Origin of the sequence: Terasakiella pusilla DSM 6293 (assembly GCF_000688235.1) — a bacterium.
In the GTDB taxonomy this organism is placed as follows: domain Bacteria; phylum Pseudomonadota; class Alphaproteobacteria; order Rhodospirillales; family Terasakiellaceae; genus Terasakiella; species Terasakiella pusilla.
The window spans coordinates 1-26994 of the sequence record NZ_JHYO01000039.1 but is presented as its reverse complement, the minus strand read 5'-3'; the positions used below and the strand labels follow the sequence as shown (position 1 = coordinate 26994).

25 protein-coding genes and 1 pseudogene are annotated in these 26994 nt (G+C 47.6%); 11 read left to right on the top strand and 15 right to left on the bottom strand.

Annotated features, from left to right (window positions below; all coding sequences use genetic code 11):
* From Q397_RS0118480 to Q397_RS23325, 3 genes are all read right to left on the bottom strand, one after another.
* Positions 1-218 (bottom strand): transposase (locus Q397_RS0118480; protein ID WP_028880677.1); only part of this gene is annotated, 218 nt, incomplete at its 3' end.
* Between the two features lie 247 nt (positions 219-465).
* Positions 466-2343 carry an asparagine synthase-related protein gene (locus Q397_RS0118475; RefSeq protein WP_028880676.1) on the bottom strand — a complete coding sequence of 626 codons (1878 nt, stop codon included), beginning with the start codon at positions 2341-2343 and terminating at the stop codon, positions 466-468.
* A gap of 41 nt (positions 2344-2384) precedes the next feature.
* Positions 2385-2657 carry a PqqD family peptide modification chaperone gene (locus Q397_RS23325; protein WP_051610325.1) on the bottom strand — a complete coding sequence of 91 codons (273 nt, stop codon included), beginning with the start codon at positions 2655-2657 and terminating at the stop codon, positions 2385-2387.
* A gap of 139 nt (positions 2658-2796) precedes the next feature.
* Here Q397_RS23325 and Q397_RS0118465 point away from each other — a divergent pair, with 139 nt between their 5' ends.
* Entirely contained in the window at positions 2797-3246 is a 450-nt protein-coding gene (locus tag Q397_RS0118465; protein ID WP_169738015.1) for a lasso peptide biosynthesis B2 protein, read from the top strand.
* Positions 3247-3291: 45 nt separating this feature from the next.
* Complete coding sequence (locus Q397_RS0118460; protein WP_028880674.1) at positions 3292-4506, top strand: nucleotidyltransferase family protein; 1215 nt, start codon at positions 3292-3294, stop codon at positions 4504-4506.
* Between the two features lie 7 nt (positions 4507-4513).
* On the opposite strand, the gene Q397_RS0118455 is transcribed toward Q397_RS0118460, so the two are convergent.
* Together Q397_RS0118455 and Q397_RS0118450 are read right to left on the bottom strand one after the other, a co-directional pair.
* The gene (locus Q397_RS0118455) at positions 4514-6211 is read right to left on the bottom strand and encodes an ABC transporter ATP-binding protein (protein ID WP_028880673.1); all 1698 of its coding nucleotides are present in this window, start codon (positions 6209-6211) and stop codon (positions 4514-4516) included.
* 84 nt (positions 6212-6295) lie between these two features.
* Entirely contained in the window at positions 6296-8296 is a 2001-nt protein-coding gene (locus Q397_RS0118450; RefSeq protein WP_028880672.1) for an O-antigen ligase family protein, read from the bottom strand.
* A gap of 30 nt (positions 8297-8326) precedes the next feature.
* Here Q397_RS0118450 and Q397_RS0118445 point away from each other — a divergent pair, with 30 nt between their 5' ends.
* Complete coding sequence (locus Q397_RS0118445) at positions 8327-8608, top strand: hypothetical protein (RefSeq protein ID WP_156950788.1); 282 nt, start codon at positions 8327-8329, stop codon at positions 8606-8608.
* On the opposite strand, the gene Q397_RS23320 is transcribed toward Q397_RS0118445, so the two are convergent.
* The 7 genes and pseudogenes from Q397_RS23320 to Q397_RS0118405 form a co-directional block, all read right to left on the bottom strand.
* On the bottom strand, positions 8609-9340 hold the full coding sequence (locus Q397_RS23320; RefSeq protein ID WP_156950787.1) for an alpha/beta hydrolase: 732 nt from the start codon (positions 9338-9340) through the stop codon (positions 8609-8611).
* A 113-nt stretch (positions 9341-9453) separates the two neighbouring features.
* Positions 9454-10500 (bottom strand): annotated as a pseudogene (locus tag Q397_RS25445) (autotransporter domain-containing protein).
* A gap of 272 nt (positions 10501-10772) precedes the next feature.
* Positions 10773-11546, bottom strand: coding sequence for a DeoR/GlpR family DNA-binding transcription regulator (locus Q397_RS23315; RefSeq protein ID WP_051610317.1), 774 nt, complete (start codon positions 11544-11546; stop codon positions 10773-10775).
* Positions 11547-12632, bottom strand: coding sequence for an ABC transporter ATP-binding protein (locus Q397_RS0118420; RefSeq protein ID WP_028880668.1), 1086 nt, complete (start codon positions 12630-12632; stop codon positions 11547-11549).
* A gap of 17 nt (positions 12633-12649) precedes the next feature.
* On the bottom strand, positions 12650-13474 hold the full coding sequence (locus Q397_RS0118415) for a carbohydrate ABC transporter permease (protein ID WP_051610315.1): 825 nt from the start codon (positions 13472-13474) through the stop codon (positions 12650-12652).
* A 7-nt stretch (positions 13475-13481) separates the two neighbouring features.
* On the bottom strand, positions 13482-14378 hold the full coding sequence (locus Q397_RS0118410) for a carbohydrate ABC transporter permease (protein WP_038014747.1): 897 nt from the start codon (positions 14376-14378) through the stop codon (positions 13482-13484).
* Between the two features lie 73 nt (positions 14379-14451).
* Positions 14452-15756, bottom strand: coding sequence for an ABC transporter substrate-binding protein (locus Q397_RS0118405; RefSeq protein ID WP_028880665.1), 1305 nt, complete (start codon positions 15754-15756; stop codon positions 14452-14454).
* A gap of 262 nt (positions 15757-16018) precedes the next feature.
* Between Q397_RS0118405 and Q397_RS0118400 the strand changes: the two genes are divergently transcribed.
* Positions 16019-16825 carry a phosphodiesterase gene (locus Q397_RS0118400; RefSeq protein ID WP_028880664.1) on the top strand — a complete coding sequence of 269 codons (807 nt, stop codon included), beginning with the start codon at positions 16019-16021 and terminating at the stop codon, positions 16823-16825.
* A 62-nt stretch (positions 16826-16887) separates the two neighbouring features.
* Here Q397_RS0118400 and Q397_RS0118395 read toward each other — a convergent pair whose 3' ends face one another.
* Positions 16888-17649 (bottom strand): IclR family transcriptional regulator, encoded by a 762-nt coding sequence (locus tag Q397_RS0118395; RefSeq protein WP_028880663.1) that lies wholly within the window; start codon positions 17647-17649, stop codon positions 16888-16890.
* Positions 17650-17859: 210 nt separating this feature from the next.
* On the opposite strand from Q397_RS0118395, the gene Q397_RS0118390 reads away from it, so the two are divergent.
* From Q397_RS0118390 to Q397_RS0118360, 7 genes are all read left to right on the top strand, one after another.
* Positions 17860-19041 (top strand): acetyl-CoA C-acyltransferase, encoded by a 1182-nt coding sequence (locus Q397_RS0118390; RefSeq protein WP_028880662.1) that lies wholly within the window; start codon positions 17860-17862, stop codon positions 19039-19041.
* 11 nt (positions 19042-19052) lie between these two features.
* Positions 19053-20249, top strand: coding sequence for an acyl-CoA dehydrogenase family protein (locus tag Q397_RS0118385; RefSeq protein ID WP_028880661.1), 1197 nt, complete (start codon positions 19053-19055; stop codon positions 20247-20249).
* 13 nt (positions 20250-20262) lie between these two features.
* Positions 20263-21420: an acyl-CoA dehydrogenase family protein gene (locus Q397_RS0118380; RefSeq protein WP_028880660.1), complete on the top strand. Its 1158-nt coding sequence runs from the start codon at positions 20263-20265 to the stop codon at positions 21418-21420.
* Between the two features lie 79 nt (positions 21421-21499).
* Positions 21500-22573 carry a C4-dicarboxylate TRAP transporter substrate-binding protein gene (locus Q397_RS0118375; protein WP_205618865.1) on the top strand — a complete coding sequence of 358 codons (1074 nt, stop codon included), beginning with the start codon at positions 21500-21502 and terminating at the stop codon, positions 22571-22573.
* A 27-nt stretch (positions 22574-22600) separates the two neighbouring features.
* Positions 22601-23107, top strand: coding sequence for a TRAP transporter small permease (locus Q397_RS0118370; protein WP_028880658.1), 507 nt, complete (start codon positions 22601-22603; stop codon positions 23105-23107).
* A gap of 2 nt (positions 23108-23109) precedes the next feature.
* Positions 23110-24450 (top strand): TRAP transporter large permease, encoded by a 1341-nt coding sequence (locus Q397_RS0118365; protein ID WP_028880657.1) that lies wholly within the window; start codon positions 23110-23112, stop codon positions 24448-24450.
* Between the two features lie 49 nt (positions 24451-24499).
* Positions 24500-26365, top strand: coding sequence for an acyl-CoA synthetase (locus Q397_RS0118360; protein WP_028880656.1), 1866 nt, complete (start codon positions 24500-24502; stop codon positions 26363-26365).
* Between the two features lie 110 nt (positions 26366-26475).
* Here Q397_RS0118360 and Q397_RS25095 read toward each other — a convergent pair whose 3' ends face one another.
* Both Q397_RS25095 and Q397_RS0118350 read right to left on the bottom strand, forming a co-directional pair.
* Positions 26476-26634 carry a hypothetical protein gene (locus tag Q397_RS25095; protein ID WP_156950785.1) on the bottom strand — a complete coding sequence of 53 codons (159 nt, stop codon included), beginning with the start codon at positions 26632-26634 and terminating at the stop codon, positions 26476-26478.
* Positions 26635-26653: 19 nt separating this feature from the next.
* A partial coding sequence (locus tag Q397_RS0118350) for an FAD-binding protein (protein WP_028880655.1) occupies positions 26654-26994 on the bottom strand: 341 nt, incomplete at its 5' end.

Below are 26994 nucleotides of genomic sequence, written 5' to 3'. Positions count from 1 at the left end.
TTCTTCAAGCGGGCGTTTTCCTGTTCTAAAGCTTTCATCTTTTTGGCCTGAGACGTTTTCATGCCGCCATATTGGTTGCGCCAACGATAATAGGTCTGTTCAGTCACACCGATTTTGCGAGCTGCGATAGCAATCGTATTGCCTTGGGCAATGATAACCTCGGCTTCTCGAAGCTTCGTGATGATCTGCTCAGGCGTTGGTCGTTTCAGTTTTCCCATGTCTTTTCTCCTTATCCATGGATTTGAATAAGCCAGAAAAACTAACATTTCGTGTGGATCACTTTTTGGGGGCTACGCCACTCTCGCTCATAACGAATATGCACATCCGCTGGACCATGCGCTTGATCCGTTATTAATTCGGGCAAGGGTAAGTCAGAATGTATGCTTAACCCATACGCGCGATAATGTTGCACTTTCAGGTTTTCGTCGTGTGATTGATTTTTCTGCATATCTCAAAAGATGATAGTTAAAAACGATTTTTAAACCATGCGATATAAAGTGCGAGTTCAAGGTTTTTGTAGATTTTAGGCTTATCACTGTCACCTACGTCGGTACCGGCCAGAAGTTTTCGCAATCTCGGAATATCTAACAATGTTGAGATTTGATCGATGCTGGAACAGTTATTTAGGTCTTCTAACAATTGATCTTTATCTTGCCATAATCCTTTAAACAGATTTGGCGTAGAGCCTTGTTCCTTATTATGCGCCAACCGAATACGTTCCGGTATCAGCCCTTTTACAGAGCGACGAATAAGGCTTCTTTTTCTATCGAGATAAAATTGCTCCGGGGGAATAGACATACAGTAATTAATTAAACGAACATCTGTGAAGGGAGTGCGATAATCGATAGCATATGGCAAAAATGTATTACTCAGCGTTTCTAATGTCACCGACGTTCGATCATACTGAATAAACCGTTTCATGATATCGGTTATTTTTCGTGGAAAAGGCTGAACATCAAATGACGGTCCCCTTAAGACGCTTTCCCTGAACCCCGGACGATGAGCGAGCTCCGGTAACACCATTCTGCGCTCTACTTTTTTATTATACCAAGTGGTATTGCGTCCCTTTGGTAAAGAAGCCTGCGTTATATTTCGTAAAGTTCTAAGCAACATTTTGATGACGCCACTCATCTGACCATTGTTTGTGGATTTAAGCAGTCTCAACAATGTTGACCATTTCCCCTCCATCAAAAGTTGCTCAAACACCCACATACCATGATAAGAAGCCACATGGTCACCACCATAGCCACAAAGGTGCACCCCAACATTACGTTCAGACAAAATCGGTAACAGTTTATCAAGGTAAGCATGGCTGGTGTAAGGGAAGCCATCATACCGCTTATGGGTATTTTCGATACATTGGCGAAACCCTACATTTTCCCGCGTTATGTAGACGTGATCGAAGTTATTTTCAGCCAGTATGGATTCAATATACTCTTTTTCATCAATCCCCTCTTCATTTTCGGGCAAAATAAAAGAGGTCGAGATAAGTTGTCGGTTTTTTTCCTGAAGCTTTTGATGCGCCATACAAGCCACTGAACTGGAATCTAATCCGCCACTTAAAAATGAGCTGACCGGTAAATCGGTGTTGATACAGGCAGCCACCGCCTGTTCAAACTTTTCGTTAAATCCTTCACAATACTGGGTATCATCAGCATATCTTATCGTCTCACCGGGTTCTGGTTCCCAATAACGTCTGAGCTTTGTTCCGGCATCATTTACCTGAACTGAAAACCCCGCCGGCAAGCGTTTAATCCCTGCAAACAAGGTAGAGCTTTCTTCATTACAGGTGCGCCCCATCAAGATGTTAAACACACCTTGAGGGTCAATATCCTTACTTGATCTGCTGTGATTAAGGATCCCGGTTGGTGTTGTGCAAAAAACAAAGCATCGACCTTTGATGTCATTTATTTCGCAATAAAACAGAGGCTTTTGCCCCAGGTGGTCTCTCGCACAAAATAAAGTTTTAAGACGCCGGTTCCAAATGGCAAAAGCAAAGCCGCCTATCAGATAATTGACACAGTCCGTTTGCCACTTTTTATAAGCTGCCATAACCAGTTCACTATCTGTGACATTATCAGTCATCCCGCCAAGCATTGTGCGGAGTTCATCGCGATTATCTAATCTCAGGTCTGCAACCAGTACCACCTCATCATTGAGTAAAGGCTGGACTTCAGAGACGGAAGTGGGAGAAATAGGCTGGTGCCAATACTGCAGGTCAATCGCTTCTTCCTGCCAGTGCTTGTGGTAACTATGCTTAAAGTTCGTAAAGCAATCAGAAAACCTGGTGGCCTGGGTATCTGTATTGTTCGAAAAATCAATGCTACCCGCAATGAGGCTCATGCTATTGGCATCCTGAACGAGTCCCTCAATTTATTCGTTTTTCAGCTTATTGTGATCAGTTCGGCCGCTTTAAGTTTTTGCAAAAACTCCACGACTTCCGCTTCACATTGCTCCTGAGAAATATCAAATTCACTCATCAGTTCATCACATATGCTGTTAACTGTCCTTGGCGCCGAGATTAATTGCCAAATCCGAGTAGCCACTTCATTAAATCCATGATACTTGCCTGCTGCGACATTAAGTAATACTGTTCTGTCTTCAATTTCACAGCAAACTGAGTTTTCAGCCTGCTGCACGCAAGACGTTAAATCCATGACAAGTCCTTTAATTCAACACATATAATTGGACGTCAAAATCGCATAATTGCAAGACGAAGTCACGACACAAAATCGACGAAGAGATGATTAAACCTTGTTCAGAACTCTAAAGCATAAGTTGACCATGTTGTTCAAAATGGATCAAGAAGAACGCAGCCTTCTGATCGAGGCGATGTTCTACCTCGCTCTTGCCCGTTTCTGTGTGCGGTTTCTCCCTTTGAAGTGGTACGTGAATTCACTGGGCACTGAAAAAGAAGCCCCGTATCAGCTCACTCATGAGAGCGCCTTAGTCTCCAAATCCGTCAGTAAAGTGATACGGAAAGCGGCAAACAATGTCCCTTGGAATGCTGTTTGTTTACCAAAAGCCATTGCAGCAAAATGGATGCTTGGTAAACGCCATATTCCAAGCATGTTATTTCTAGGTGTTTCAAGCTCAAATGAAGCTGTTCTTGAGAATGACGCTCAACAGGAAATGATCCGCAATAAGCCGCAGTTGGCAGCCCATGCTTGGCTAAAGACCGGTGACATGGTTGTTACAGGTAAAAATGGTCATGAAAAGTTTACACCCCTTAAAACGTTTTATTAAATGGCCAGACTCTCATTTTTCATCACAAGTGATTTTGCTAGATAAATGGACAAGATAAATCGTTTAAAGCGACAGTTTTTAAATTTTGTTCTGTGCAAAGATATCACAATCTTCGACACCAACTTGTCAGAGAATGATTGGGAAATCATTGTAAAATGGTGCGTGGATCATCGGATAATATATTTATTTATTAAGAACTTAAAACAAACAAACCATTGGGCTTCTCTGAGCCACAATCAATATATTCAATACCTCGAAAAAAGGGCACACAAAGCCCCGGTTCGCCAATTAAAAATACAGGCAAACCTGCTTCACCTCGATACCATTCTGACGGCAAATGGTATTGAATATCAAATCATAAAGGGCCCCATCTTAGCCTTTAAATACTATGAAGATAGCGCCATCAGGCGCATGAGAGATATTGATATTATCGTCAAACCCGATACCTTTGTGAAAACGTGTAATCTGCTGCTTGAACATAACTATCGGCTAAAGTCTAAAGAGCAAAAAATTGATTTTGATGCCCGTCTCAAAGTCTCTCACGATGCACCACCACTCACGCACGATAATTTCAATATATCCATCGAAGTGCATCACAGAACATTCTCGCCTAGAAAGAAACAATCAGAGATGGACTTGTCCTTTATGCCCGAGTTCTGGGCAGAGGTAGACAAGATCAAAATAGGAAACCAATCCTTACCCTGCGAGAGTGCCGAGATCTTATTAGCGCACATTATACTTCACGGTGTACGTTCAAGTGCGTTTAACAACGGCCCTGTTCTTATTTCTGATCTGTATTTTCTAATTAAAAATGGACAGATCAATTGGAAAAAATTTCATTCCTACAGCGCTTATCTGAAGCTGGGAAATGAGGCCAATTTAGTCTTTTCGCTCCTGCAGGATTTTTATCCCGATTTAAAACTCCAAGAGCGCTTTGTTCCATGTAAAGACGATAAATTAATAGAAGCTTGTCACAGCCTGATGTTAAGTGACCCGTCGCAAAAACGATATGAAAGATTGACCTCTAGTTTAAAGAGCGGGACGTTACATGAAGCCCTGATCCAGCTTAAAAAGCTCCTGCTTCCAAAACGAGAACTTATTACGGCTCACCTCGGCGTTAGTTCTCATCCCGCTTTCATCCGGCTGCCCGTTTGGTGGGGGTATATCTTAAAAACCCTTTATTTCCAATGTTTGGGCCGGAATTCCGACCTCCAAACGTCTGAAGAACTCACCCGTCTGTTTCGTTGGCTTAACCGATAAACACTCTTCATTGTAATTCCAGTTTAATATCCGCAAGCATTTTATCACCCGGTCTATGACTTATAATTACGAACGTTGCTTTTCCTCGAAGCTGCAATAGCGAGTCATGTATTTTTTGTTCTGTTTGCGCATCTAAAGCACTGGTCGCTTCATCCAATATAATTAACGGTGCCTGCCTTATAATTGCCCTTGCCAAGGCAATACGTTGTCGTTCCCCCCCAGAAAGCGAGACACCGTTCTCACCGAGTAATGTCTGTAACTTTTCAGGTAAGGCATTCACAAATCCATCCGCAGCGGCTAATCGAAGGGCATTCCAAATGGCATCATCTTCTATAGGTTCATTATCCGGGTTGAGATTGCGATATAATGTGTCATTGAGCAGGTAAGTTTCCTGACTGACATAACAGATATTGCGCCTCCAGCTCAGCATATTTTCTGGCGTGATCAGAGTGCTATCGACGCTGAATTCTCCGTCACTGGGAACTAATAATCCCGCAAGAATGTCCACTAATGTACTTTTGCCCATCCCAGAATCACCTGTCACCAGACAAAGCTGCCCCTTTTTCAATTTAAAGGACAGTCCTGTTAAAACATTGATCTTGGAGTTCGGGTATCGGAAGCTGATATCATTAAAGGTAATCGTCTCATTAAATTTGATCTCTTCACCTCTATCAGGTTTTTCCTGAACATGGTCACATTCAAGCTGTAAGCGATGAATGTCATCATAAACAGGCACCAATCGAAACAGGCGTTGTACCCCATTATTTAACGCCGACACCTGGGGAAGAATTCTCGAAAAAATGATTAATAAAAGGATCAGCTGTTCCAGCGGAATTTGTAGCCAGAAATGACTGAGCGATAGAATAATCACGAAAAACAGGGCAGCGCCCATTTTGTAAACCCATTTCGTGCGGCTCTGAATAGAGATTGCAATCACACTCTGGTTTTCTAGCTTTTCACTGCTTTTTTCTATATCTGATAAAAAGCTTTCCTCATGCTGATGGCTCTTGATCATTTTTAAAAATCTTAACTGGTCCGACAGACTGTTGAAGATTTCTCTATAATTCACTAGTTCCTTGTTACCGTTTTCCTGACTTATACGAAAATATGGCCACAAGCATAAAACAAACAAAGCCCCTGCAAAAAGGGTGATCAGAGTCATTGACCAAGACACAGAAAACGATAAAAAAATCAATACGCCTAATGAAATCGTTGATGCAATAGAAGCAAGTATCAGATGCGTTGCATTGCTGATAGATCGTATTTGAATAGCCAATGTGTGGTTAATTTCTGTTGAGCGTTTTTGTCTTAAATATCGCCACTGACTATACAGAACCTGCCGATAGATTTTTGTGCGCAAATAATGAGTATAATGGTGCCTCAGACGCGCCCCCCTCACTTCCACAATATAATCAATGACAGTCGCTAAAAGAAGCAGGACGAGGAAGATACTGATAATACTTATAAAGTCCGTTTCAATACCCACACTGTCGCTCAGTGATGACATGAGGCGCGATACGGTATCACTCCCTTTTACATCACCTCCCCCCATCAATTGCAGCAAAGGTAAAAGTAATAGCAATCCGATCCCAGACAGCATTTTTTGCAGGAGCATTAAACAGAAAATCTTAATCAACTCTACCGGGTTATATTGGTAAAGCTGTTTTAATCCTGCTTGCAAAATACGAAATGATTGAATGGTCACAAATGCTCCTGTTTGTATTCTGTCTTTTACCGTCTTTTGATCAGGGAACGATCTCACGCTTTCTCAGTCGTCTCCCATATGCCTTTACTGACCTTGAATTTGAAACAAGCGTTCTTTCAATTTGCTATTCACAGGTAAAAAGTTTTCTACATTTCCCCGCAAGGCACCGTACATCAGTTTGACCCCATCTTCTTGTCGTCCTTCTTCTTCTAACAGAGCTAGGCCTTTAAACCAATTCCCCAAAGAGACGGTCATTCTTTCCTTGGAAATTTCGTCGGCTAGCTTTTTTAATGTCTCAAGTTTTTTGTTTTGATACAGCCAATTCATATAAGGAATAGCCAAGTCCCCTCTTTGAGGTGCCAAAACTAAAACGCGATGGACATTTGTGTCCCAACCGGACAGCATCTGGTCAAATAATGATGGTTGAGCACTTAATTCCATTGAATAATTAATAATAAAATCACTTCTTACCATTAGCGCGCGAACACCGGGGAGGAGGGCCTTATCATCCTTCAAACGCCTATCTGCTTGACACAGAAAGCTGCTCAGCCGTCTCCAATCTTGTCTCCCCACACGTTCGGTATTTTCTTTCAATCTTGAATTCAGGCCTGCGCTAAAATTCTTGAACAATTCTGTAAAATGAGTCCCATTTCGGCCAATATCGGGGATCAGCATATCGCAATAACCAACCGTCTGAGCCGGCGGGTTGATATTCATCAACACCTCCTTTGACCCTTTCTGGCCTAAAAGAAAAACGTTTAATTGGGCCACAAATAAACCAATCAAGGTCACTAAGGTACAAATGTAAAATAATGAATTTATATTTTTGATTTTAATTCGTTTTAGGGGAAGACTGCCGGACATTGCGCCAAAAGCAACAGACATAACGCCAACTGTTGATGGCATTTCAAACCACATGGAATTTAGAAGGACCCAGCCCAATACGCTCCCGAATGCAGCGCCCCCTAGTCCCTTTCTTGCAAATTTCACCACCGAAAAAACATAGGCAAAGATAAGGAATAAGCCAACAACCCCCAAAGAACTGAACGTTTCTACAAATAGGTTGTGGCTGTGGAAGTCTTGCTTGTAAATGCCATCCCAGAACCAGACGTCATAGTTTTTCTTTTGATAATAAAATAGTGCTGTTTTATCCGCTGGAACATACTTCATAAGCAATTCAGGGAACTGTCCCCAACCAACACCAGTGAACGCCGTTTGCCAAGAATTTAGAAGCGGGGCAAAGACCGTGTTTGACAACAAATGGCGTGATTGCATAGTCAATGTCGTAAACGACCCTAAGCCGCTGAAAAACTGGACTAACACTGCAATAAAAACAGCGATGCCAATACAGGAGAAAGAGGAAACTGTCCTGAGTGACATGCGCAAAGGCCATCTTGATGATATAAAGCAATAGAAGAAGGTACCAAACGCCATCGCCCCTAAAGCAACACCTGCCGATAAGTTATGACTCGGAATGACGATGACAGCTGACACAGCCAAAGCCATCAAACTGGCAACGATCCTATTACGAATGATAACAAAGGGAAGTCCCCACAAAGCAATCGCAAAAAAAGCAATATGATCATCGAAATGAAACATTTTCCATTGCAGCACCCCTGTAACAGTTACAAGGCTCACAGAGATGCAAGCAAGGATCATGTAAGAAACCAGCATCCTTTTGCGTCTGATGTTTGCTATTCGGAAAACACATCTGGCAACGGCAGAAATAGCAGCTATGGACAAAAACCATGCGCCCCCCAAACCAGTTTGAGCATTTCCAAGCAGATTGCTTTGCCAATTGTCCCCAAGTAAGGAATGTATAATAGAAAGGCAGCCCATTAAAAATGGCAGGATTACAACAGGGTGCGCCAAACCGTCTCTCATTATCTTGGGACGAGATAATAATAATACAAAGACTGTCAGCGCAGAGATAAAACCAAGACTGAAGAGCGCAAAAACCAAAGGCTCGGATTGATTCCAAATACCAAAACTCGAGAAAACAGGTAAACTGCTAAAGCCTATCCATGGTACTGTCAGAAGAACAGCGACCATAACCGTGATTATGAACTTGGAAACAGCTTTCATGAGTATCTTTATAATGTGATGGGTTTCACTGTGGATTATCGAGTTTCGCTTATACTGACAGGCGATAATATTAAAGGAGAAGGCGCCTTGAAGAAAACATTATTACTTGGATTAACGCTGATAGCTGGATTTGCATCATTTTCGGTCAATGCTCAATCAACATCACCAAACGTGACAATCATACCTGTAGAAAAGCAAGTTGAGGCTATCAAACAGGCGACTAAAAAGAAGTGTGCAAAGCAAGATAGTGGGAAAGCTTGCCTAGAACCAGAGCTTAAACAAGAGAATAAAGAAGCTCCCGTTAAAAAATAATCACCACCTCGTCTTATTTGTAAAATACGTTTCCCAGCAACATGTGTGATCAAAACCGGGCAGAACCGTCAGGGATGGTGACGGTTGGCGCATCACCTTCCCAAGTACGTGTTCATACAAGCTGGCGGGTACAACATCATCCGCTTCTCCGGCAAAGTGCCATTGAGGCAACCTTCCCCATACGTCAATTTGATGAACGGGGTTTAATGAGTTTCTCAGTGGGGATAAATCGTGAAAGCTGGTCCATTCATCCGTGTCCAGTGGCGCCGCCATTGTGATGAGTTCCACAACATCATCACGATTGGCTGCGATTAAGGCAGCCAGTGTTCCTCCACCAGAAAATCCAAAGAGCCGAATACGATTGATGGCGTACTCCTGCTTCACTTGATTGATAGCCACATTCATGGATGTGACGACTTCAGGGGCAAATCGCGCATTTGTCCACATAACGGGATGGCAGTTTTTCCTTTGGTCGCCTTCAACATATTGGCAAGGCCGGGCAATATATACCGAAAATCCCTTTAAACTTTTCGCGATTTTGAAGCCAACAGGAGTTTGTGGCGTTGGGTCTGACGACGGCCTGAATCTTGTTTGCCAAGCCTTTCCATCACCTTCGAGAACAATGTTGATCACGTCACCGGTCGGTCTTGACTTTGGAGTTGCTCTGAACAAGTAAAAATCCTGAGCTAATGTCACCTTGGAAGTCCAGTTTGTTTTCTCCAACTCTTTCAAGATGGTTTCGTGTGTAGATAAATGACAAGCGTTCACCCATAACATCACAAAAGAAAGGACAGCCAGTTTCCCAGCTGTCCCAAAACTATACGTCACGACTGATTGTAACAAGATTAGAAATTGATATGTAAAAATACAGTACCACCAGCTTCCTTATAATCACCCTTTAGAGTGCCGTTTGCCTCGACACCTGCAGAGACGGAAGATCCATAATCAAAATTCACCCCAAGGCCTGTTTTCACAGAACTTTCATCATCGGAACCACCATCTTGATAGTCATAAGAGTATTTTGCACGTACATACGGCGTCATCATGTCAAAGAATTTGTAACCAACATTACCACCAATGCTCACTCGGCCAATTTCAGTTATGTCATCACCAACAGTCGTTGCACCTGAGCCAACTTCAGTGAAACCGTCTTTATCCTCATGGCTAAAGAGGGTCCCAAGATTTGCACCATAAACGAGATTGTCGTTATTCCAGTTACCATTAAAGTTCAAAGCACCGAACCAACGTAATGCATCTGTAGAACCTATGATGGTGTTCTTATCCAGCTGATCCTTACGATCCATGTCGTAATCCAGCTTACTGAAGCCCGCACTCAAATTGACGCTGTAATTGTCATTATACTGATAAGAAACGTAGGGTGCTGCTGTCCAGCCCTGAGCTTCTTAATGGCCTTCATTGAAGGTCGTATCAATATCAGTTTTTTCATAGCCGAGTCCAAGACCGACTCTATATCGGTCTGTCAGAGCGTAATCGACGCCAACCATGCCAGTGAAGATATTGCCATCAAATTTAGAATCTGGTTTGTCAAAAAGGAAACGTGAACCTGAGAAGTTAACCCAAACCCCAACCTTTTGTTGACCATCACCAGCGGATTTACCTTCTTCGTCCACATCAAGACTGTAACTAAATTTGTAATCATCACCATTGGCTTTGGCAGAAATGTTGTCTTTTCCAAAGTTTAGATTTGATAAACGCTCAAACACGAGGCTTTCTGTCGCAGTTGTTGCAACACCAACTGTTACTGAAGATGTGACAGTGGTACTCGCTGAAGCCGAATTACCTGAGCAGCTACTATATGTTGTCGAATTGCTACCAGATGTACATGGTGCGGCATTCGCGGCCGTTGGTGCAAAGTGAACCGCTGCAATCATTACAGCAGCCAAAGCGACAATCTTTTTCATTATGTTCCCAGTCTAAATCGAATCATTTAATTCAGACTATATTTTAAAGCTTTCATGTCAAGGAATTAGCCTTAGCTGCGCATAAATAAAGTGCTTGTGTTGCAATTAAAGCACCGAACATGGGATTGAGGCACGGACCTCACTACTCATCGCCTGATTTCTATTACACTACAAATCGATGCCTACTTCCGCGAGACTCACGAAAACATCAATGCATTAGAGAATCGGTCCCCAGTTGCTGGTTATTCGCCAATTATAATTTCCCCATGTTTCATTTGGTCTGTGACTGACTTGGGGAGAGGACGATCTGTAACCAGGATATTGAAAGCAGATAAGTCGCAGACTTTAATCAAGCCAGATTTATTGAATTTACTATTGTCACTCAGCAAAACGACTTGATCAGCCAAGGGCATAATGACGCGCTTGAAATCACTTTCAAAAATATCATAGTCCATACACCCATGTTTGGGGCTGATGGCCGCGACAGAGATAAAGCACATATCAGGCGTGAACTGAGAGATAAACCGGATGGCTTCGGCCCCCGTCAGGGTCTGGTCTTCAGGGCGCAGTTCCCCACCGGACAGAATCACCCGATTGCCTTTTGTGCCCGTCGACAAGATGTTGGCAACTTCCAACGACAACGTAATGATGGTGAGGTCAGTCCGCGTTTTGAGTTGGCGCGCCAGAAAACAGGCGGTGGACGAATTATCCAGAAAAATAGTTGCGCCCTTGTCGATGAGTTTTGCCGCGCTGATGCCGATTTGCAATTTAGCCTGCGACATCACCCGCATACGGCTTTGGAAAGGCGCTTCTGACCTTGCGACATTAAAGCGCACGCCGCCATGAAACTTATCCACCAACCCATTTTCCGAAAGCTGGCGCAAGTCCCGACGAATGGTTTCGTCGGAAACTTGAAAATGATCGCTCAGATCCTGAATAGAGGCGGATTGGATTTCTTGAAGCCATTCAGCAATATTTTGTTGGCGAATGTTAAGGCCGTTTCGTTCCCACATCATTTATATCTCGGGCTGAATATGTATCGCTTGACCACTATCCGAATTATAAATTCGCAGGTGCTGAGTGTCAAATGCTAGCCCGACATCACTGCCGATTGCTGGCACCTGATCCACACGCAGACGGGTTGTCAAACGGTCTTCACCGATACTGACTTCCACAAGGGCTTCCGGGCCAAGCAATTCAACCCGTTCGATAGATCCTTTCAGGGTCGCCTCTGCCATCGGCGCAAGAACGATTTCTTCAGGACGAATACCCAGAATGACCTCTTTCTGAGACGATCCCGTTGCACTCTGGTTAAGGTTCAGGGGGGAGCGCAAGGCCGGATGACCGATACGCCCCTGATCCAGCTTACAATGCAGCTGGTTCATTTCCGGTGCCCCGATAAACGACGCTACAAACAGGTTTTCCGGTTGGCGATAAACGGTCATAGGTTCGTCCAGTTGTTGGATGCGACCATCATGCATCACCGCAATCCGCGAGCCCAAGGTCATCGCTTCCACCTGATCGTGCGTGACATAAATCACCGTGATGCCGAGTTCATTGTGCAGACGTTTCAGCTCAGCACGCATGCGCCCGCGTAGTTTTGCATCAAGGTTGGAAAGCGGTTCGTCAAACAGATAGACTTTTGGCTTGCGCACAAGGGCCCGACCGATGGCAACACGCTGGCGCTGTCCGCCCGACATTTCCTGTGGCTTTCGATCCAGCAGGTCATGGATGTTGAGAATATCGGCGGCTTCCATAATCCGTTTACGGATTTCATCCTTGCTGAGCTTGGAGGTTTTCAACAAGCCGAACGCCATATTCATGTAAGCTGTCATATGGGGGTATAAGGCGTAGGACTGAAAGACCATGGCAATATCGCGTTGGCTGGGTTCAGCGTGTGTCACATCGACCCCGTCGATCATTAAGTGCCCTGCACTGATATCTTCCAAGCCCGCAATCATGCGTAATGTGGTTGATTTGCCACAGCCTGACGGCCCGACAAGGACCATAAATTCCTTATCTTCGACCTCAAGGTCTAGGTTTTTGACGGCACATTGAGTGCCGTAATTTTTGGTGATTTGGCGAAGAGAAACGGTTGCCATTCATTTATTCCTTAAGTCTATTTCAGGCCGGCATGCATGAAGCTATCGACAAAGCGACGCTGGAAGATAACAAAGAGAAGAAGAAGCGGAGAGATCACGATAACAGTTGCCGCCATCAAGCGGGTCCAGTCTGCGCCACTGTCAGATTTTGCAAGCAGCCCCAACCCGATCGGCAGGGTGCGCACAGATTCTGAATTGGTGACCAACAAAGGCCACATATAGTCATTCCAATGCGTCACAATCGAGATGATCGCAAAAGCAATCAGAGTGGGGCGCACCAAGGGCAGATAGACGTGCCAAAGGGTGCTTAGATGACCGCAGCCATCCAGTTTCGCCGCGTCACTGAGTTCCGTTGGGACTTGGCGAAAGGCTTGGCGCAGCATGAAGGTGCCGTATCCACTGGCCACAAAAGGCACGATCATCGCCGGTAAACTGTTCATCAATCCCAATTCGCGCACCGTCAGAAAATTGGTCAGAAAGATCGCGTAAATCGGAAACATGATCTGCAAAAGAAAGAGGGAGAAAATCAGGTTCTTAAACGGGAAGGTCAAACGTGCAAAAGCATAGGCCGCAAGCGAAATGGTCACGATTTGACAGACAAGAATACCGCCTGTGACCAAAAAGGAATTCATCATATAGGTGCCGAAAGGCGCCACAGACATTGCCGCCGGATAGTTGTCCCAGATAAAGTTCTGAGGGAACAGACCACTGCTTGCATCAAACACTTCAACGCGGGTTTTGACAGACGTGACCAAAATCCATAGCAAGGGGCCGATCCAAAGGAGTGCCGCAGGAAGCAGGATCGCGTGCAGACCGTACTTTTTGAGAAAGGATGGTTTCATTTTAATCTTATCTCCCCAGATAATGAACACGTCGACCAAGGGTCGCGGCGATCAAGGCAATGAGAATACCGATGAACACAAGCAGCATATTCGCAACCGTGCTGGCAAAACCGATGTCCTGATATTGAAAGGCGTTCTGATAAATATAAAGCGTCAGGACGTTGGTAGAATCCGCCGGTCCGCCCTGCGTCATAACGAAGACATAATCAAAAATCTGGTAAGAATGCAGGATACCGATAATCACGACAAAATAGATCGTGGGCGAGATCAGCGGCACAGTGATATGCACAAGCTGATGCCAGGTCGAAACCCCATCCAGTTTAGCCGCTTCATAGAGATCACGCGGCACCAATTGCAGGGCCGCAAGTAAGATCAACATAAAATAGCCGGAATATTTCCAGATGCTCATAACCATAATGGCCGGCAGCGCCCATTCAGAAGAATAGAGCCATTCCAGTTTCGGCAGACCAAGGGCATCCATCATCCCATTAATTGGCCCATAGCCGGGGGCATAGAGAAAAACCCACACCATGCCCGCCGCAACAGAAGGGATCATGACCGGATAAAAGAAGGCCGAACGATAAAGGGCAACGCCGCGAATTTTTGTATCCAGCGCCACCGCCAGCAACAAGGCGCAGACAATCGCGAGGGGGATTGTGATTAAGGTATAAAACGCAGTGTTGCGAAACGACTTCCAAAAAAGGCTGTCGGTGAGAACACGCTCGTAATTCTCCCATCCGAGGAAAAAGATTTTATCGGAACCGAGCATGACATCATGGAAACTGAAATACAACGAGCGCAGGATCGGCCAGTAGGTGAAGGCTGTCAGAAAGATCAAAGAAGGCAGCAACATCGCAAAGGCGACCAATGATTCTTTCGTTGCATTTTGGAAAGGAAACCGCATCAGAAAATTCTTTAAAACAAACATAAATAAAGGAAATTCCGACCCGACACGAAGACGGGCCGGAATTGATCTGTTAAGCGCGGCGACGCATCAGGCGTTCGATCTCGCGGTTGGACTGTTTCGTCGCATCCTTAAGGGCTGAGGTCGGATCGATCTCGCCAGCAAGGGTACGGTCCAGCGCACTTTTGAGGTACTCACGCACTTTATGATACCCCGGCACCTGCAAGAAGGCCCCCGCATAGGCAGCCTGATCCAAGGCGACTTTCGCCGCCGGTACTTCATTGGCAAACGCTTTCAGTTCTTCGCCTTCCCATGAAGATTTACGCGCAGCGATATAGCCCGTTTCCTTGCACCAATGTGTCTGGTTTTGGGTATTGGTCATCCAGCGTGCGAACGTCCAGCTTGCCTGCAAATGAGCATCCGGCTGATTTTTCGCCATCAGGATGGGGCCCCCGCCGATGGTTGCGCCATATGTTTTGTTTTTCGGCATAAACGCAACGCCCACTTCAAACGGCGAAGATTTACGCAGGTTGGCGAGCGACCCCGTGGAGTGATAAAGCATCGCTGTGCGACCCGCCATAAAGTCGTTCGCAGAGCCTTGCCACGTCGAAGCCGAAGGCATCACGCCTTCTTTCACCATCTTCACCCAGAACTCAAGGGCATCAATTGCTTCGGGTGCATCAAACATAACTTTGTCTTTCTGCCACGGAACCAGCGCGTTTTGACGCACAAAGCTTTCAAAAATCCAGTCGTGCCAACCGCCACCGAAGGTCAATCCCCATTGGCTAACATCAGCACCGTTACGGATGGTCAGCGCTTTGGCTGTTTCCATCAGCTCTGTCCATGTGTCCGGCGCTTTGTTGATCCCCGCTTTTGCAAACAGGTCTTTGTTATAATAGAGCACCGGTGTGGAGCATTGGAACGGCAGGCCGTAAAGCTTCTCTTCAGATTCGCAAATGCTCAGGAAGCCCGGCAGGAAATCTTGATAGATGTCATCCGCTTTCGCCATCGCCGTCACATCAGCCAGCGCATCCATGCCAAGGAAAGTCTGCAGTGCAGAGTTGATCGGCAACCATGTTGCAGGTGTCTCCCCCACACCGAGGGATGTCATCACCTTCTGTTCGGTATTGTCATAGCTACCGGCATAGATCGGTTCGACCTGAACTTTTTCGTGACTTGCATTAAAGTTGTTGATCATACCAGTCACGATACGGTTAATGTCGCCTGATACACCTACCGGATACATAAATTGCAACTTCACAACATCCGTGCCGGAGGCAAACAACGGCGTTGTGCCAAGCATACCTGCCGCCGTAATTGCGCCTGCCCCGACTTGCAGGAAATGGCGTCGTGAAATAGGTAATTTTGTCGATGTCATCGTAAATTCCTTATGAAATTTCCACCTGGACCTAGGGCGCCTGAATGCCGTTCTCATACCTAGCTTGCGACATGCAAATCATCCCGAATTGAGGCCATAGAGTTGCAAAGGACTGTTACACTTAAATGACAGTCTGATGTAATTTGTGGGAAATTTTGTATTTTTTTGGTTTTCTGTGAAAAAACCGCAATATTCATGTGCTAGCTTTGGGGAATTAAAAGAAATCTGTGGTTTCCTTAAATGTCCCTCTGGAGTTTACTTTATGCTGATTGCACAAATTACAGACCTTCATATTGTCCGCGACGGCGAGCTACTCAGCGGCCGCGTCGATACCCGCGCTGCCTTGGCCGCCTGCATCAAGAAGCTGGCCACTCTCTCCCCGAAACCAGATGTCCTGTTGATTAGTGGCGACTTAACCGAGACCGCCACAGAAGGAGAATACGCCTTTCTAACCAATCAGTTGGATAAACTGGATTTTCCGGCCTATGTGGTGCCCGGCAACCATGATGACAGAGCCACCATGCGACGCGCCTTCCCAAACATGGCGACTGGCGAGGAAGAGGACCCGTTTTCTTACAAGATTGATAATCCCGACTGGCCGCTGCTATGTATCGGGCTCGACAGTACGGTCCAAAGACGCTCTGATGGTGCGATTTGTGCGGATCGTCTTGCTTGGCTTCAAGATACCCTTCAACACGCTACACCTGAGCGCCCGGCCTTGATTTTTATGCATCACCCGCCTTTTAAAACGGGGATTGCGCCGATGGATGCCTGTGGAATTCTGGATGGCTTGACGGAGTTCCAACAGCTTATTAAAGACCATTCAGATCGAATCGCCGGCATTTTATGTGGGCATGTGCATCGTGTCATCCACAGTTCTATTGCGGGTGTTCCGGTTTTGCTTGCCCCCTCGTCAGCCCATCAGATCACATTAGACCTACAAAGTGACGCGCCTCTTACCTTTACCTTAGAACCCCCAAAAATCGCCCTTCATCAGTGGGAGGAAGGCAGTAGCCTTGTGTTCCATATTCTATATGTTGACGATTTCCTTGGTCCCTATTCATTTTAAATCATAAGGCTCAACAAGCTGTATTTGGACCTGTACGGAAAAAATGGAGTGGATCAATTGTCCTATAGAACTTCGATCTTTTTGATGCGGCTCACGAGTTTGGGGCCGATTTCAGTATTGAAGCGGTCCATGTCAATCATAGTTGCCGGCGCCCCGCACACAAAGGTCACAGGTTCGCTAAAGGACGGGCTGCGTAAAGGGACAGCGGCGGAGTTAATGTCGCTGGTCCAGCTGCCTGCGGAAGAATAAAAGCCATAGTTTTCAATCTGGAAACGGCTTGCTTCTACTGATTTCATGATCTCTTCGCGGGAAATCCCGGCGGAATCACCATAATTTTCCACAAGCGCCTCTACATTTGCAGGACGCACAGCACCCAAATAGGCCAGACCTGAGGATGTTGTGAAAAGAGGCAGCTTAAAGCCCACATTTAACCAAACAGAAGCAGCATTCACCGGACGCCAGCAGTGGGTGATCAACATTTTGTCCGCATCGCGCATGGTCAAGCCCACAAAGGCGCCAACTTCTTCTGCCAAAGATTGCATCATATCCGCGGCCGTATCCATGAACGGAATGGTCTTGTTTGCAATACTGCCCAACGAGATCGCCGCGGCCCCTAAGCGATATTTTTCGTAACTTTCCAGATGTTCCAGATAGCCCAGAACAGATAGTGTATAGGTCAGGCGTGAAATGGTGGATTTTGGAATACCTGTGCGTTCCGACAGTTCCTGATTCCCAAGCGGACCATCATCAGACCTGAACGCCTTCAACACCTGTAACCCACGTGCCAAAGTTTGCGCAAAGCGTCTGTCGCTTTTGTAATCCATTTCTTTTCCCCAATTTTCTGTACGCCCGAGTAGGCAGACATACCGCTAAACCGCCGATTTTGCAATCTCTTGGTTTCTACACCTATCCAGAATTAATTACAACAAGTTCTAACATGCGGAACTTAATTTTTCATATTGAAATCAAAAGTCACTTTTGTTATGACTTTTAGAGAAATTGAAAAAGAACCAATAAAACTGATAGGAAACGACATGCGTGAAGCCGTTATTGTCTCCACCGCGCGGACACCACTCACCAAGGCCCACAGGGGTGAACTCAACATCACGCCCGGCCCGACCTTAGCCTCTTTTGCGATCAAGGCTGCCGTGGAGCGCGCCCAGATTGATCCGGAACTGATCGAAGATGCCATTCTCGGCTGCGGTTACCCCGAAGGCACAACAGGTAAAAATATTGGTCGCCACGCTGTCCTTCGTTCCGGTTTGCCCATCTCTGTTGCAGGCACCACCGTCAACCGTTTTTGCTCCTCCGGCCTGCAAGCCGTCGCCATGGCGTCTGCACGTGTCATTACTGACCGTGTCCCTGCCATGATTGCAGGCGGTGTAGAAAGCATCTCCCAGATCAGAACCCGTCAGGATGAAGGCAACGACAAAGATCCATGGTTGGTGGAACACCGCCCCGATCTGTTTTTGTCCATGATCCAGACGGCAGATGTGGTCGCTGAACGCTATAATATTTCACGCGAAGCCCAAGACGAATTTGCGCTAAAAAGCCAGCAAAAGACAGAAGCTGCCCAAAACGAAGGGCGCTATGACGACGAGATTATTTCCATCACCACCACCATGGCGGTAAAGAATAAAGAAACCGGCGAAGTCACCCATCAGGAAGCAACGGTCGCAAAAGACACCTGCAACCGCCCCGGCACGACCCTTGAAAATCTCGCCAAACTGAACCCGGTCATGGGGGAAGACAAATTCATCACCGCGGGCAATGCCTCGCAACTTTCTGATGGGGCATCAGCCTGTATCGTCATGGATGCACAGGAAGCTGAAAAACGCGGCCTGCAAGCCCTTGGTGCCTTTAAAGGTTTTGCTGTTGCAGGCTGTAAACCTGATGAAATGGGCATCGGCCCGATTTATGCGGTCCCCAAACTCCTGAAGCGTTTTGGTTTGAAAATCGAAGATATCGACCTTTGGGAAGTGAACGAGGCCTTCGCCTCTCAATCAATTTACTGCCAGGACAAGCTTGGCATTCCTGACGAGATTCTGAACGTCAACGGCGGCGCCATTTCGATTGGTCACCCGTTTGGCATGACAGGCGCACGTCAGGTTGGACACCTCTTGATCGAAGGGAAACGCCGTGGCGCAAAATACGGCGTCGTCACCATGTGTATCGCCGGGGGCATGGGCGCTGCCGGTCTCTTCGAGATCTACTAAGGATAAGAATAATGGACTTGAATTTTACATCAAGCGAACTTGCATTTAGAGACGAGGTTCGCGCCTTTCTCGACACAAAGCTGCCAAAACGCCTCAGCGAGATGGTGCGCAACGGTCAACGTCTAAGCAAAGCCGATCAGGAAGAATGGCACGCCATCCTGAATGAAAAAGGCTGGCTTGCAAACCATTGGCCCAAAGAACATGGCGGCACTGGCTGGACAGCTGTTGAAAAATTCATTTTTGAAAATGAGTGCGCGCTTGCACATGCCCCGCGCGTCCTGCCCTTCGGCCTCAGCATGCTCGGCCCCGTACTGATCAAATACGGCAACGACCAGCAAAAATCTTACTGGCTGCCCCGTATCCTCAACGGTCAAGACTGGTGGTGTCAGGGCTATTCTGAACCGGGCGCGGGCTCCGACCTCGCAGCGCTGAAAACAACGGCTGTACGCGATGGCGATGACTATATCATCAATGGTCAAAAAACATGGACCACGCAAGGCCAGCACGCCAACATGATTTTCTGTCTTGTGCGCACGTCCAAAGAAGGCAAAAAGCAAGAAGGTATCTCGTTCATTCTCGTAGATATGACCACCCCCGGCATTGAAGTGCGCCCGATCAAAACCATCGATGGCGGCTTTGAAGTCAACGAAGTCTTCTTCAGTGATGTCCGCGTCCCTGCCGAAAACCTTGTTGGGGAAGAAAATAAAGGCTGGACCTGCGCGAAATATCTGCTGACTTATGAGCGCACGAACATTGCAGGCGTTGGCTTCTCTGTCGCTGCCCTTGAAAAGCTGAAAGCCATTGCCGCTGATCAACAAGCAAACGAAGGCCGCCTGATCGACGATCCGCAATTTGCCGCGCGCCTTGCCAAAGTTGAGATCGAGCTGGAAAACATGAAGACAACCAACCTGCGTGTTATCGCTGCCGTTGCAGGCGGCGGTGTTCCCGGTGCGGAAAGCTCCATGTTGAAAGTCAAAGGCACCGAAATCCGTCAGGAAATCACCAGCCTGACACGTCGCGCCGTTGGCAGCTATGCTCTCCCTTATAATCCGCCCGCCTTTGAAGAAGGCTTCAACGGCCCGCACATCGGCCCGGACTATGCGGCCCCTACTGCCAAAAGCTACTTCAACAACCGGAAGCTTTCCATCTTCGGTGGCTCAAACGAAATCCAGAAAAACATCATTTCCAAGATGATCCTCGGTCTATAAGGAGAAAACAAAAATGGACTTCAACCTCACAGATGACCGACGAATGCTCGCAGACACTCTGTCGCGTTTCATTCAAGATCAATACACCATCGAAAGCCGCAACGAAGCCGCAAACTCTGCAATTGGCTATAGTCAAGACCTGTGGTCGCAATATGCCGAACTCGGCGTCATCGGTGCTCTGTTTGATGAAGAAAACGGCGGATTTGGCGGCAAAGGCTTTGACCTTGCTGTCGTATTTGAAAACCTTGGCCGTGGCCTTGTCTGCGAACCGTTTTTGGACAACGCCATTTTGGCGGGTGGCACATTGGCTGCTGCGGGCAATGACGCTCAGAAAGCCATCATTGAAGACATCATTGCAGGCAGCAAAACCGCAACCTTCGCCCATTTTGAACCGCGCTCGCGCTATAGCTTGCAAAAAGTTGAGACAACAGCTGTCGCAACTGATGACGGTTGGACCCTGAACGGGGCTAAAGCCGTTGTCCGTTTCATCGACACAGCCGATTATGTGATCGTCTCTGCGCGCACGTCCAATGGCGTAAACGACAAAGACGGCATCAGCCTTTTCCTGCTGGACACAGCTAGCGTCAACCTGAACGTCAACAGCTACAACACCGTCGCAGGCGGTCGTGCCGGTGAAGTCACTTTAAACAATCTCACGGTCTCTAAAGACGCTTTGATTGGTGAAGTAGGTCAAGCCCATGACGTCTTGGAAAAAGTGGTCGGTGCAGGCATTGTGGCCTTGTGCGCAGAAGCTTTGGGCGTGATGGAAGCGGCGAAAGAGCAAACCGTCGACTATATCCAGACCCGCAAACAGTTTGGCGTTCCGATCGGCAAATTCCAAGCGCTGCAACACCGTATGGCAGACATTCTGATTGAAATCGAACAGGTTCGTTCTGCGGTCATCAACGCCGCTGCGGCCCTTGAAAAAGAAGACCGCGTTGAGCGCGAGCGTGCTTTGTCAGCCGCTAAATACACCGTTGGTCATGTCGGTCAAAAGATCGCCGAAGAAACAATTCAAATTCATGGTGGCATTGGCATGGCGTGGGAGTTACCGCTAGGGCATTACGCCAAACGTCTTGTCATGATTGATCATGAACTTGGTGATGAAGATTACCACCTTGGGCGGTATATCTCCCTTGGTAAAACCCTCTCACCCACATCTGATCAGTAATGATAGCTAAATACTTTAAAAATAAAGATGGAATTAAATTCCACTCTGTAAATAATGCATTTAACAAGGAGTGCTTCAATTGAAAAAATCAATGATCAAATACGCTGGTATTGCTGCCCTGACACTGGCAGCCGTATCATCAACCGTTCCGGCATCAGCAACCACTTTAATCAGTGGTCAATCCACATCGGGCCGTGGTCCGTTTGGCGCAGGTATCGAATGGTTTAACGACGAAGTTAAAAAACGTACGGACAATGCTGTCGATTTTGACATCCAGTGGGGCGGCGCTTTGTTTAAAGCCCCTGCGGCCCGTCAGTCCATCGCCGATGGCATTGCCGACCTCGGTATCGTCATCGGGGCGTACACCCCGCGTGAAATGGTTGCCTATTCTATCTCTGATCTGCCTGTAATGGGGGCTGACCCATGGGTGAGCATGAAAGCCACACAGGAATTCATGACCACCGAGCCCTCAATCAAACAACAGCTCGCAGAACAAAACCTGGTTTATCTCGGGACATACACCACATCAGCCATTCAGTTGATTTGTAAAGGTGACCCGGTGACCACCATTGAAGACATCAAAGGTAAAAAAATCCGTGGTATTGGCGTTTATGGTAAAACGTTCAAAGAACTCGGGGCAAACCTTGTCTCTATGAGCTACTACCAATCCTACCAAGCCCTTGACACCGGCCTTCTTGATTGTACGCAAGGCTATTCTTATGCGACAAAATCACTCAAACATTACGAAGTGACCGACAGCATCACCCTGCTAAACTGGGGCCAACTTGGCGCACTGGGCATGTTCATGAACAAAGACACGTTCGACAGCCTGCCTGAAAACGTCCAAAAAGCCTTGCTTGACGTGGGTAACGATGTGCCAGACTATTACGGTCAACGCATGAATCATGAAAATGATACCGCCCTGAAAGACATGAAAGAAGGGATCAACGGTAAGTCCATCGACGTCCTGTCCTTTGATCCAGAAGACCTTAAAAAGGTCAAAAAAGCTGGTGAAAAGTACATCTCAGACTGGGTTAAAAATGCCAACGAAGCCGGTCTGGAAGGCGAACGTATGCTCGAACGCGTAAAGTCTCTCGTTGCAAAATACGAAAAGCAACGTGACGAAGAAGGCTACCCTTGGGCTAAAAAATAAGCCGAACCTGGCTTGCGGGAGGATACAATGATAAATAAAATAGAAAATATACTACTCGGTATCGCAGGGGCCTGTATTGTGGCCCTCTGCACACTTATCACCTTAACTGTTCTGACCCGAAGTTTCTTCGGGTTTGGGGTTCCTGACGATGTCATCCTCGTAAAAGAACTGATGATCGGTGCCATTGTCCTCCCGCTTGCTGCCGTGTCTTCAGCACGCGCCCATATTGCGATTGAATTTCTCTATAATCGCTTTTCTCGAAACGTACAGAAGTGGCTCATCGCGTTCGCATCCGTCTTTGCGTTGGTGGCGCTTTTACCGATCACCTATGCCGCCTTTCTTGAACTCTCCCATGTTCTCAAGGTCGATGCTTATTTCTTCGGGGAACTCTCTCTTCCAAAATGGCCGGGCAACCTCGCCTTTTTAGTCGGCATGGCTTTCTTTTGCTTACGTATGGCGCTGCTCTTCCTGCACGATTTAAATGTAGCACTCGGTTTCGACACTTCTTCTTCCCCTCAGAATAATAAGGCCTAGAAATGGATCCAGTTACAGTTGGCATTATCGGCTTCGCATGCATCATTGTGCTCTTGGCCGTACGCGTTCCCATTGCCTTTGCAATGGCGGGGATTTCCGTCATCTGCACATTTCTATTTTATGCCATGCGTACCGGAACCTTCATGCCGGAACGTGCGATCCGCCCCACGGTGTCGCTCATCCATGGCAACACCTATGACCTCATTCATTCCTATGAACTGAGCATGATCCCGCTTTTTGTCTTTCTCGGACATATTGCGTTTCGCACAGGCATGACCTCCGACATCTACGCCGCCGCCCGTTTGTGGCTGGCGCGCATCCCCGGTGGGGTTGCCATGGCCTCCGTCATTGGCTGTGGTGGCTTTTCTGCGATCACGGGTTCTTCCATTGCCTGTGCGTCTGCCATGGGCCGCATCTGTGCCCCTGAAATGCTGCGTCTGGGCTATGATCCGCGTCTCGCAACCTCTTCTGTTGCGGTCGGCGGCACCTTGGGCTCCCTCATCCCGCCCAGTGTTCTGTTCATCATTTATGGCATCTTCACAGAAACTTCTATCAACCAGCTTTTCCTTGCAGGCGTCCTTCCGGGGCTCTTGACACTCTTTGGCTTTCTGGTTGTCATCTTTATCTGGGTTTATCGCGACCCCGCAGCCGGCCCTGCCCCGAAAGACGAAGTAAGCGCAGAAGATCGCAAAAAAGCCCTGCTCCATACATGGCCTGCACTTTTGCTGTTTGTCATCATCATCGGCGGGATCTATGGCGGTCTGTTTACCGCAACCGAAGCCGCTGCCATCTCGGTTGCTGTGACGCTTCTCATCAGCCTGTTTCGTAAAGCCATCAGCATGGATGACTTTATTCAATCCATTAAGGAAACGTGCATTCAAACCAGTCAGATTTTCTTCATCGCGGCGGGTGCAAAAATGTTTGTCGGCTTCATTGCCTTGACAGGTATGTCCGGTGATCTGGTCTCCCTGATTGATCCGCAGACCACACCTGTCTGGTTGTTCCTGCTGGCGTTGGTTGCGATCTACATCGCCCTAGGGATGTTTCTTGATCCACTTGGGATCATGGTTTTGACCTTGCCCTTTATGGTGCCGATGGTCGAACTTTATGGCTTAGACCTGATCTGGTTTGGTGTGGTTGTGATTAAGCTTCTGGAAATCGGATTGATCACCCCACCTGTTGGTTTGAACGTCTTCGTCATCGGAAACGTAATCGACAACAAGGTCCCGGTCGCCAAGATTTTCGCAGGGGTCTCAAGATTCCTAGTCATGGATATCATTGTCCTCGCCCTGATCGTGATTTTCCCGATAATCTCGCTCCTGATGCCGACCACCATGCAATAACAATAAAAGCCCCCTTCCTTAAAAGGGGGCTTCTTTACAGGGACTCCAAATGGCTTTTCAGTCCGCTCATCCAATCCGCACGATCCACGACCTTAGACGATTGGAAGAAACACCGCTCAGTGACGCCTATGACGTCAAGAGCACCTACGATCTTTTTGTAAACGCCGCCAATGCCTTTCAGGACAAAGTCGCCCTGCGCTTCCTGAAAGATGCAGTGCCCGGCTCCCCCGACATTACGCTGAGCTATCGCGAACTGCTGCAAAAAATCAACCAGACCGCAAACCTTCTCCATTCCCTCGGCGTGGGCGCAACGGACACGGTTTCCATTCTACTGCCCGCCTGCAACGACTATCACCTTGCCCTATGGGGCGGGGAAGCTGCCGGGATCGTCAATCCGCTCAACCCGTTATTGAACGAGCAAAAACTCATCGACCTGATGACGGCCGCTCAAACAAAGGTGCTGATTTCCTACGGGGATAATGTCGAAAATGGCTATTGGGACAAGACCCTTAAACTCATCCCCCATGTGCCGTCTCTCAAAGCTGTCTTACGGGTTGCTCCTCATAGCGAAACCAGCCTGCCCGCACTTGGCACAGCCCAGTATCATTTCGCCCAAGAAATCGCGAAACAAGAAGACAGCCACCTGATCAGTAAACGCACCATCCAGCCTGATGACGTTGCGGCCTATTTCCATACCGGTGGCACAACAGGATCGCCCAAACTTGCCCTGCACACCCACGGCAACCAGGTCTTCACCGCTTGGGCAAGTGTCCAGATGCAAGGGATCAGCGCCAAAGACAAGACCATCAACGGCTATCCGCTCTTTCATGTTGCAGGGGTTCTGCCCGGTGCGCTCGCGGCACTCTCCAGCGGGGTTGAAACCATCATCCCGACAGAACAGCTCATGCGCAATAAAGAGATTGTGAAAAACTATTGGAAGCTGGTGGACCATCATAAAACAACCACCCTGTCCGCCGTCCCGACAGCTTTATCTGCCATTGCCAACGTCCCGCTTGAGGGGGCTGACATTTCCTCAGTGACCTATTGTCGAACCGGTGCAGCGCCACTGCCGCCAGAACTCGCCGCGCGCTACCAAAAGCTTTTCGGCCTGCATATCCATGAAAGTCTTGGCATGACAGAGATGGCGGGCATTACTTCGATCTCCCCACCCGGTGCGGGTGGTCCGGTTGGCAGTGTCGGCTTTCCCATTCCCTATTCGGATTTCAAAATCGGCCAATTGGATCAGGACGGAAAATTTAATGGGACGATCTGTCCTCCCGGTCAATCAGGCATGGTCCTGATCAAGGCGCCAAACGTCTTTCCCGGTTATCTCGACCCCAGCGAAAACAGCAAAACCTTCACAGAAGATGGCTACCTGATCTCCGGTGATGTGGGCTTCTTTGATGAAGAAGGGCGCTTGAACCTGTCCGGTCGTGCCAAAGACCTGATTATCCGCAGCGGTCACAACATCGACCCCAAAGCCATTGAAGATGTATTGGGCCACCATGAGGCCGTTGACCTCTGTGCCGCCGTGGGACAGCCCTGCCCTTATGCCGGTGAACTGCCGATCGCGTACGTCACCTTGAAAAAAGGGAAAGTGCCTAACGAAAGCGATCTTCTCTCCTTCATCGCAGAACGGATTGAAGAAGCCCCGGCAAAACCCAAACGGATCGAGATCATCAAGACCATGCCACAAACCAATGTCGGCAAAATCTTCAAGCCGGAACTGCGCCGTCAAGCCAGCGAATATGCGGTAAAACAGATGGTACAAGAACTGGGGGAGGTTGAAGCCATGCTGGACGAAAAAGGGTCGCTGCGGGTCACCATCTCACTGTATGACAAAAGCGACAGACCTGAAACACAAGCCCTGCGAACGGAGCTGTCAAAACTCCCCCTCGATATTCATCTTTCCTGACAAAAGGCCCCGAACTCCGGTTCGGGGCTTTCTTTTCTCGCACGTTTTTACAAAAAAAAGCCCTGCTCAAAAAGAGCAGGGAGGGAGTTTGACACTCTAGGGGGAGTGTTTCATAAACTATGTTCAGTGGTCGCGAGTTTATCCATTTGATCAAACATGAACGCGACGCCCGCATACTGTTCCTCAAAAATCAATTGGTCATGGGGCGTCTCTTTGCCTTGTTCCGTTTGATTTTCAGGCGCATTTTTTGGTGTGGGCGTAGCCTCCATCGTTTTCTCCTATCTGCACTTATAATGTCTCTGATAATTGGGGTACGGCTTCGAAGAGATCCGCAACCAGACCGTAATCGGCAACCTGGAAGATCGGTGCTTCTTCGTCTTTGTTGATCGCGACGATCACTTTAGAATCTTTCATCCCGGCCAAGTGCTGGATCGCCCCTGAGATACCGACTGCGATGTAAAGTTCCGGTGCGACGATCTTACCTGTTTGACCAACCTGCAGATCGTTCGGCACGAAGCCAGCATCCACAGCGGCACGGGACGCACCAATGGCAGCGCCCAACTTGTCAGCCACTTTTTCAAGCAGTTGGAAGTTTTCGCCGTTACCCATGCCACGACCACCAGAGATCA

Bases quoted from the DNA above. Each gene is read 5' to 3' on its own strand.
- Q397_RS0118475 (WP_028880676.1), bottom strand. From the start codon at position 2,343: ATGAGCCTCATTGCGGGTAGCATTGATTTTTCGAACAATACAGATACC.
- Q397_RS23325 (WP_051610325.1), bottom strand. From the start codon at position 2,657: ATGGATTTAACGTCTTGCGTGCAGCAGGCTGAAAACTCAGTTTGCTGT.
- Q397_RS0118465 (WP_169738015.1), top strand. From the start codon at position 2,797: ATGGATCAAGAAGAACGCAGCCTTCTGATCGAGGCGATGTTCTACCTC.
- Q397_RS0118460 (WP_028880674.1), top strand. From the start codon at position 3,292: ATGGACAAGATAAATCGTTTAAAGCGACAGTTTTTAAATTTTGTTCTG.
- Q397_RS0118450 (WP_028880672.1), bottom strand. From the start codon at position 8,296: ATGAAAGCTGTTTCCAAGTTCATAATCACGGTTATGGTCGCTGTTCTT.
- Q397_RS23315 (WP_051610317.1), bottom strand. From the start codon at position 11,546: ATGATGTGGGAACGAAACGGCCTTAACATTCGCCAACAAAATATTGCT.
- Q397_RS0118420 (WP_028880668.1), bottom strand. From the start codon at position 12,632: ATGGCAACCGTTTCTCTTCGCCAAATCACCAAAAATTACGGCACTCAA.
- Q397_RS0118415 (WP_051610315.1), bottom strand. From the start codon at position 13,474: ATGAAACCATCCTTTCTCAAAAAGTACGGTCTGCACGCGATCCTGCTT.
- Q397_RS0118410 (WP_038014747.1), bottom strand. From the start codon at position 14,378: ATGCGGTTTCCTTTCCAAAATGCAACGAAAGAATCATTGGTCGCCTTT.
- Q397_RS0118405 (WP_028880665.1), bottom strand. From the start codon at position 15,756: ATGACATCGACAAAATTACCTATTTCACGACGCCATTTCCTGCAAGTC.
- Q397_RS0118400 (WP_028880664.1), top strand. From the start codon at position 16,019: ATGCTGATTGCACAAATTACAGACCTTCATATTGTCCGCGACGGCGAG.
- Q397_RS0118395 (WP_028880663.1), bottom strand. From the start codon at position 17,649: ATGGATTACAAAAGCGACAGACGCTTTGCGCAAACTTTGGCACGTGGG.
- Q397_RS0118390 (WP_028880662.1), top strand. From the start codon at position 17,860: ATGCGTGAAGCCGTTATTGTCTCCACCGCGCGGACACCACTCACCAAG.
- Q397_RS0118385 (WP_028880661.1), top strand. From the start codon at position 19,053: ATGGACTTGAATTTTACATCAAGCGAACTTGCATTTAGAGACGAGGTT.
- Q397_RS0118380 (WP_028880660.1), top strand. From the start codon at position 20,263: ATGGACTTCAACCTCACAGATGACCGACGAATGCTCGCAGACACTCTG.
- Q397_RS0118370 (WP_028880658.1), top strand. From the start codon at position 22,601: ATGATAAATAAAATAGAAAATATACTACTCGGTATCGCAGGGGCCTGT.
- Q397_RS0118365 (WP_028880657.1), top strand. From the start codon at position 23,110: ATGGATCCAGTTACAGTTGGCATTATCGGCTTCGCATGCATCATTGTG.
- Q397_RS0118360 (WP_028880656.1), top strand. From the start codon at position 24,500: ATGGCTTTTCAGTCCGCTCATCCAATCCGCACGATCCACGACCTTAGA.
- Q397_RS25095 (WP_156950785.1), bottom strand. From the start codon at position 26,634: ATGGAGGCTACGCCCACACCAAAAAATGCGCCTGAAAATCAAACGGAA.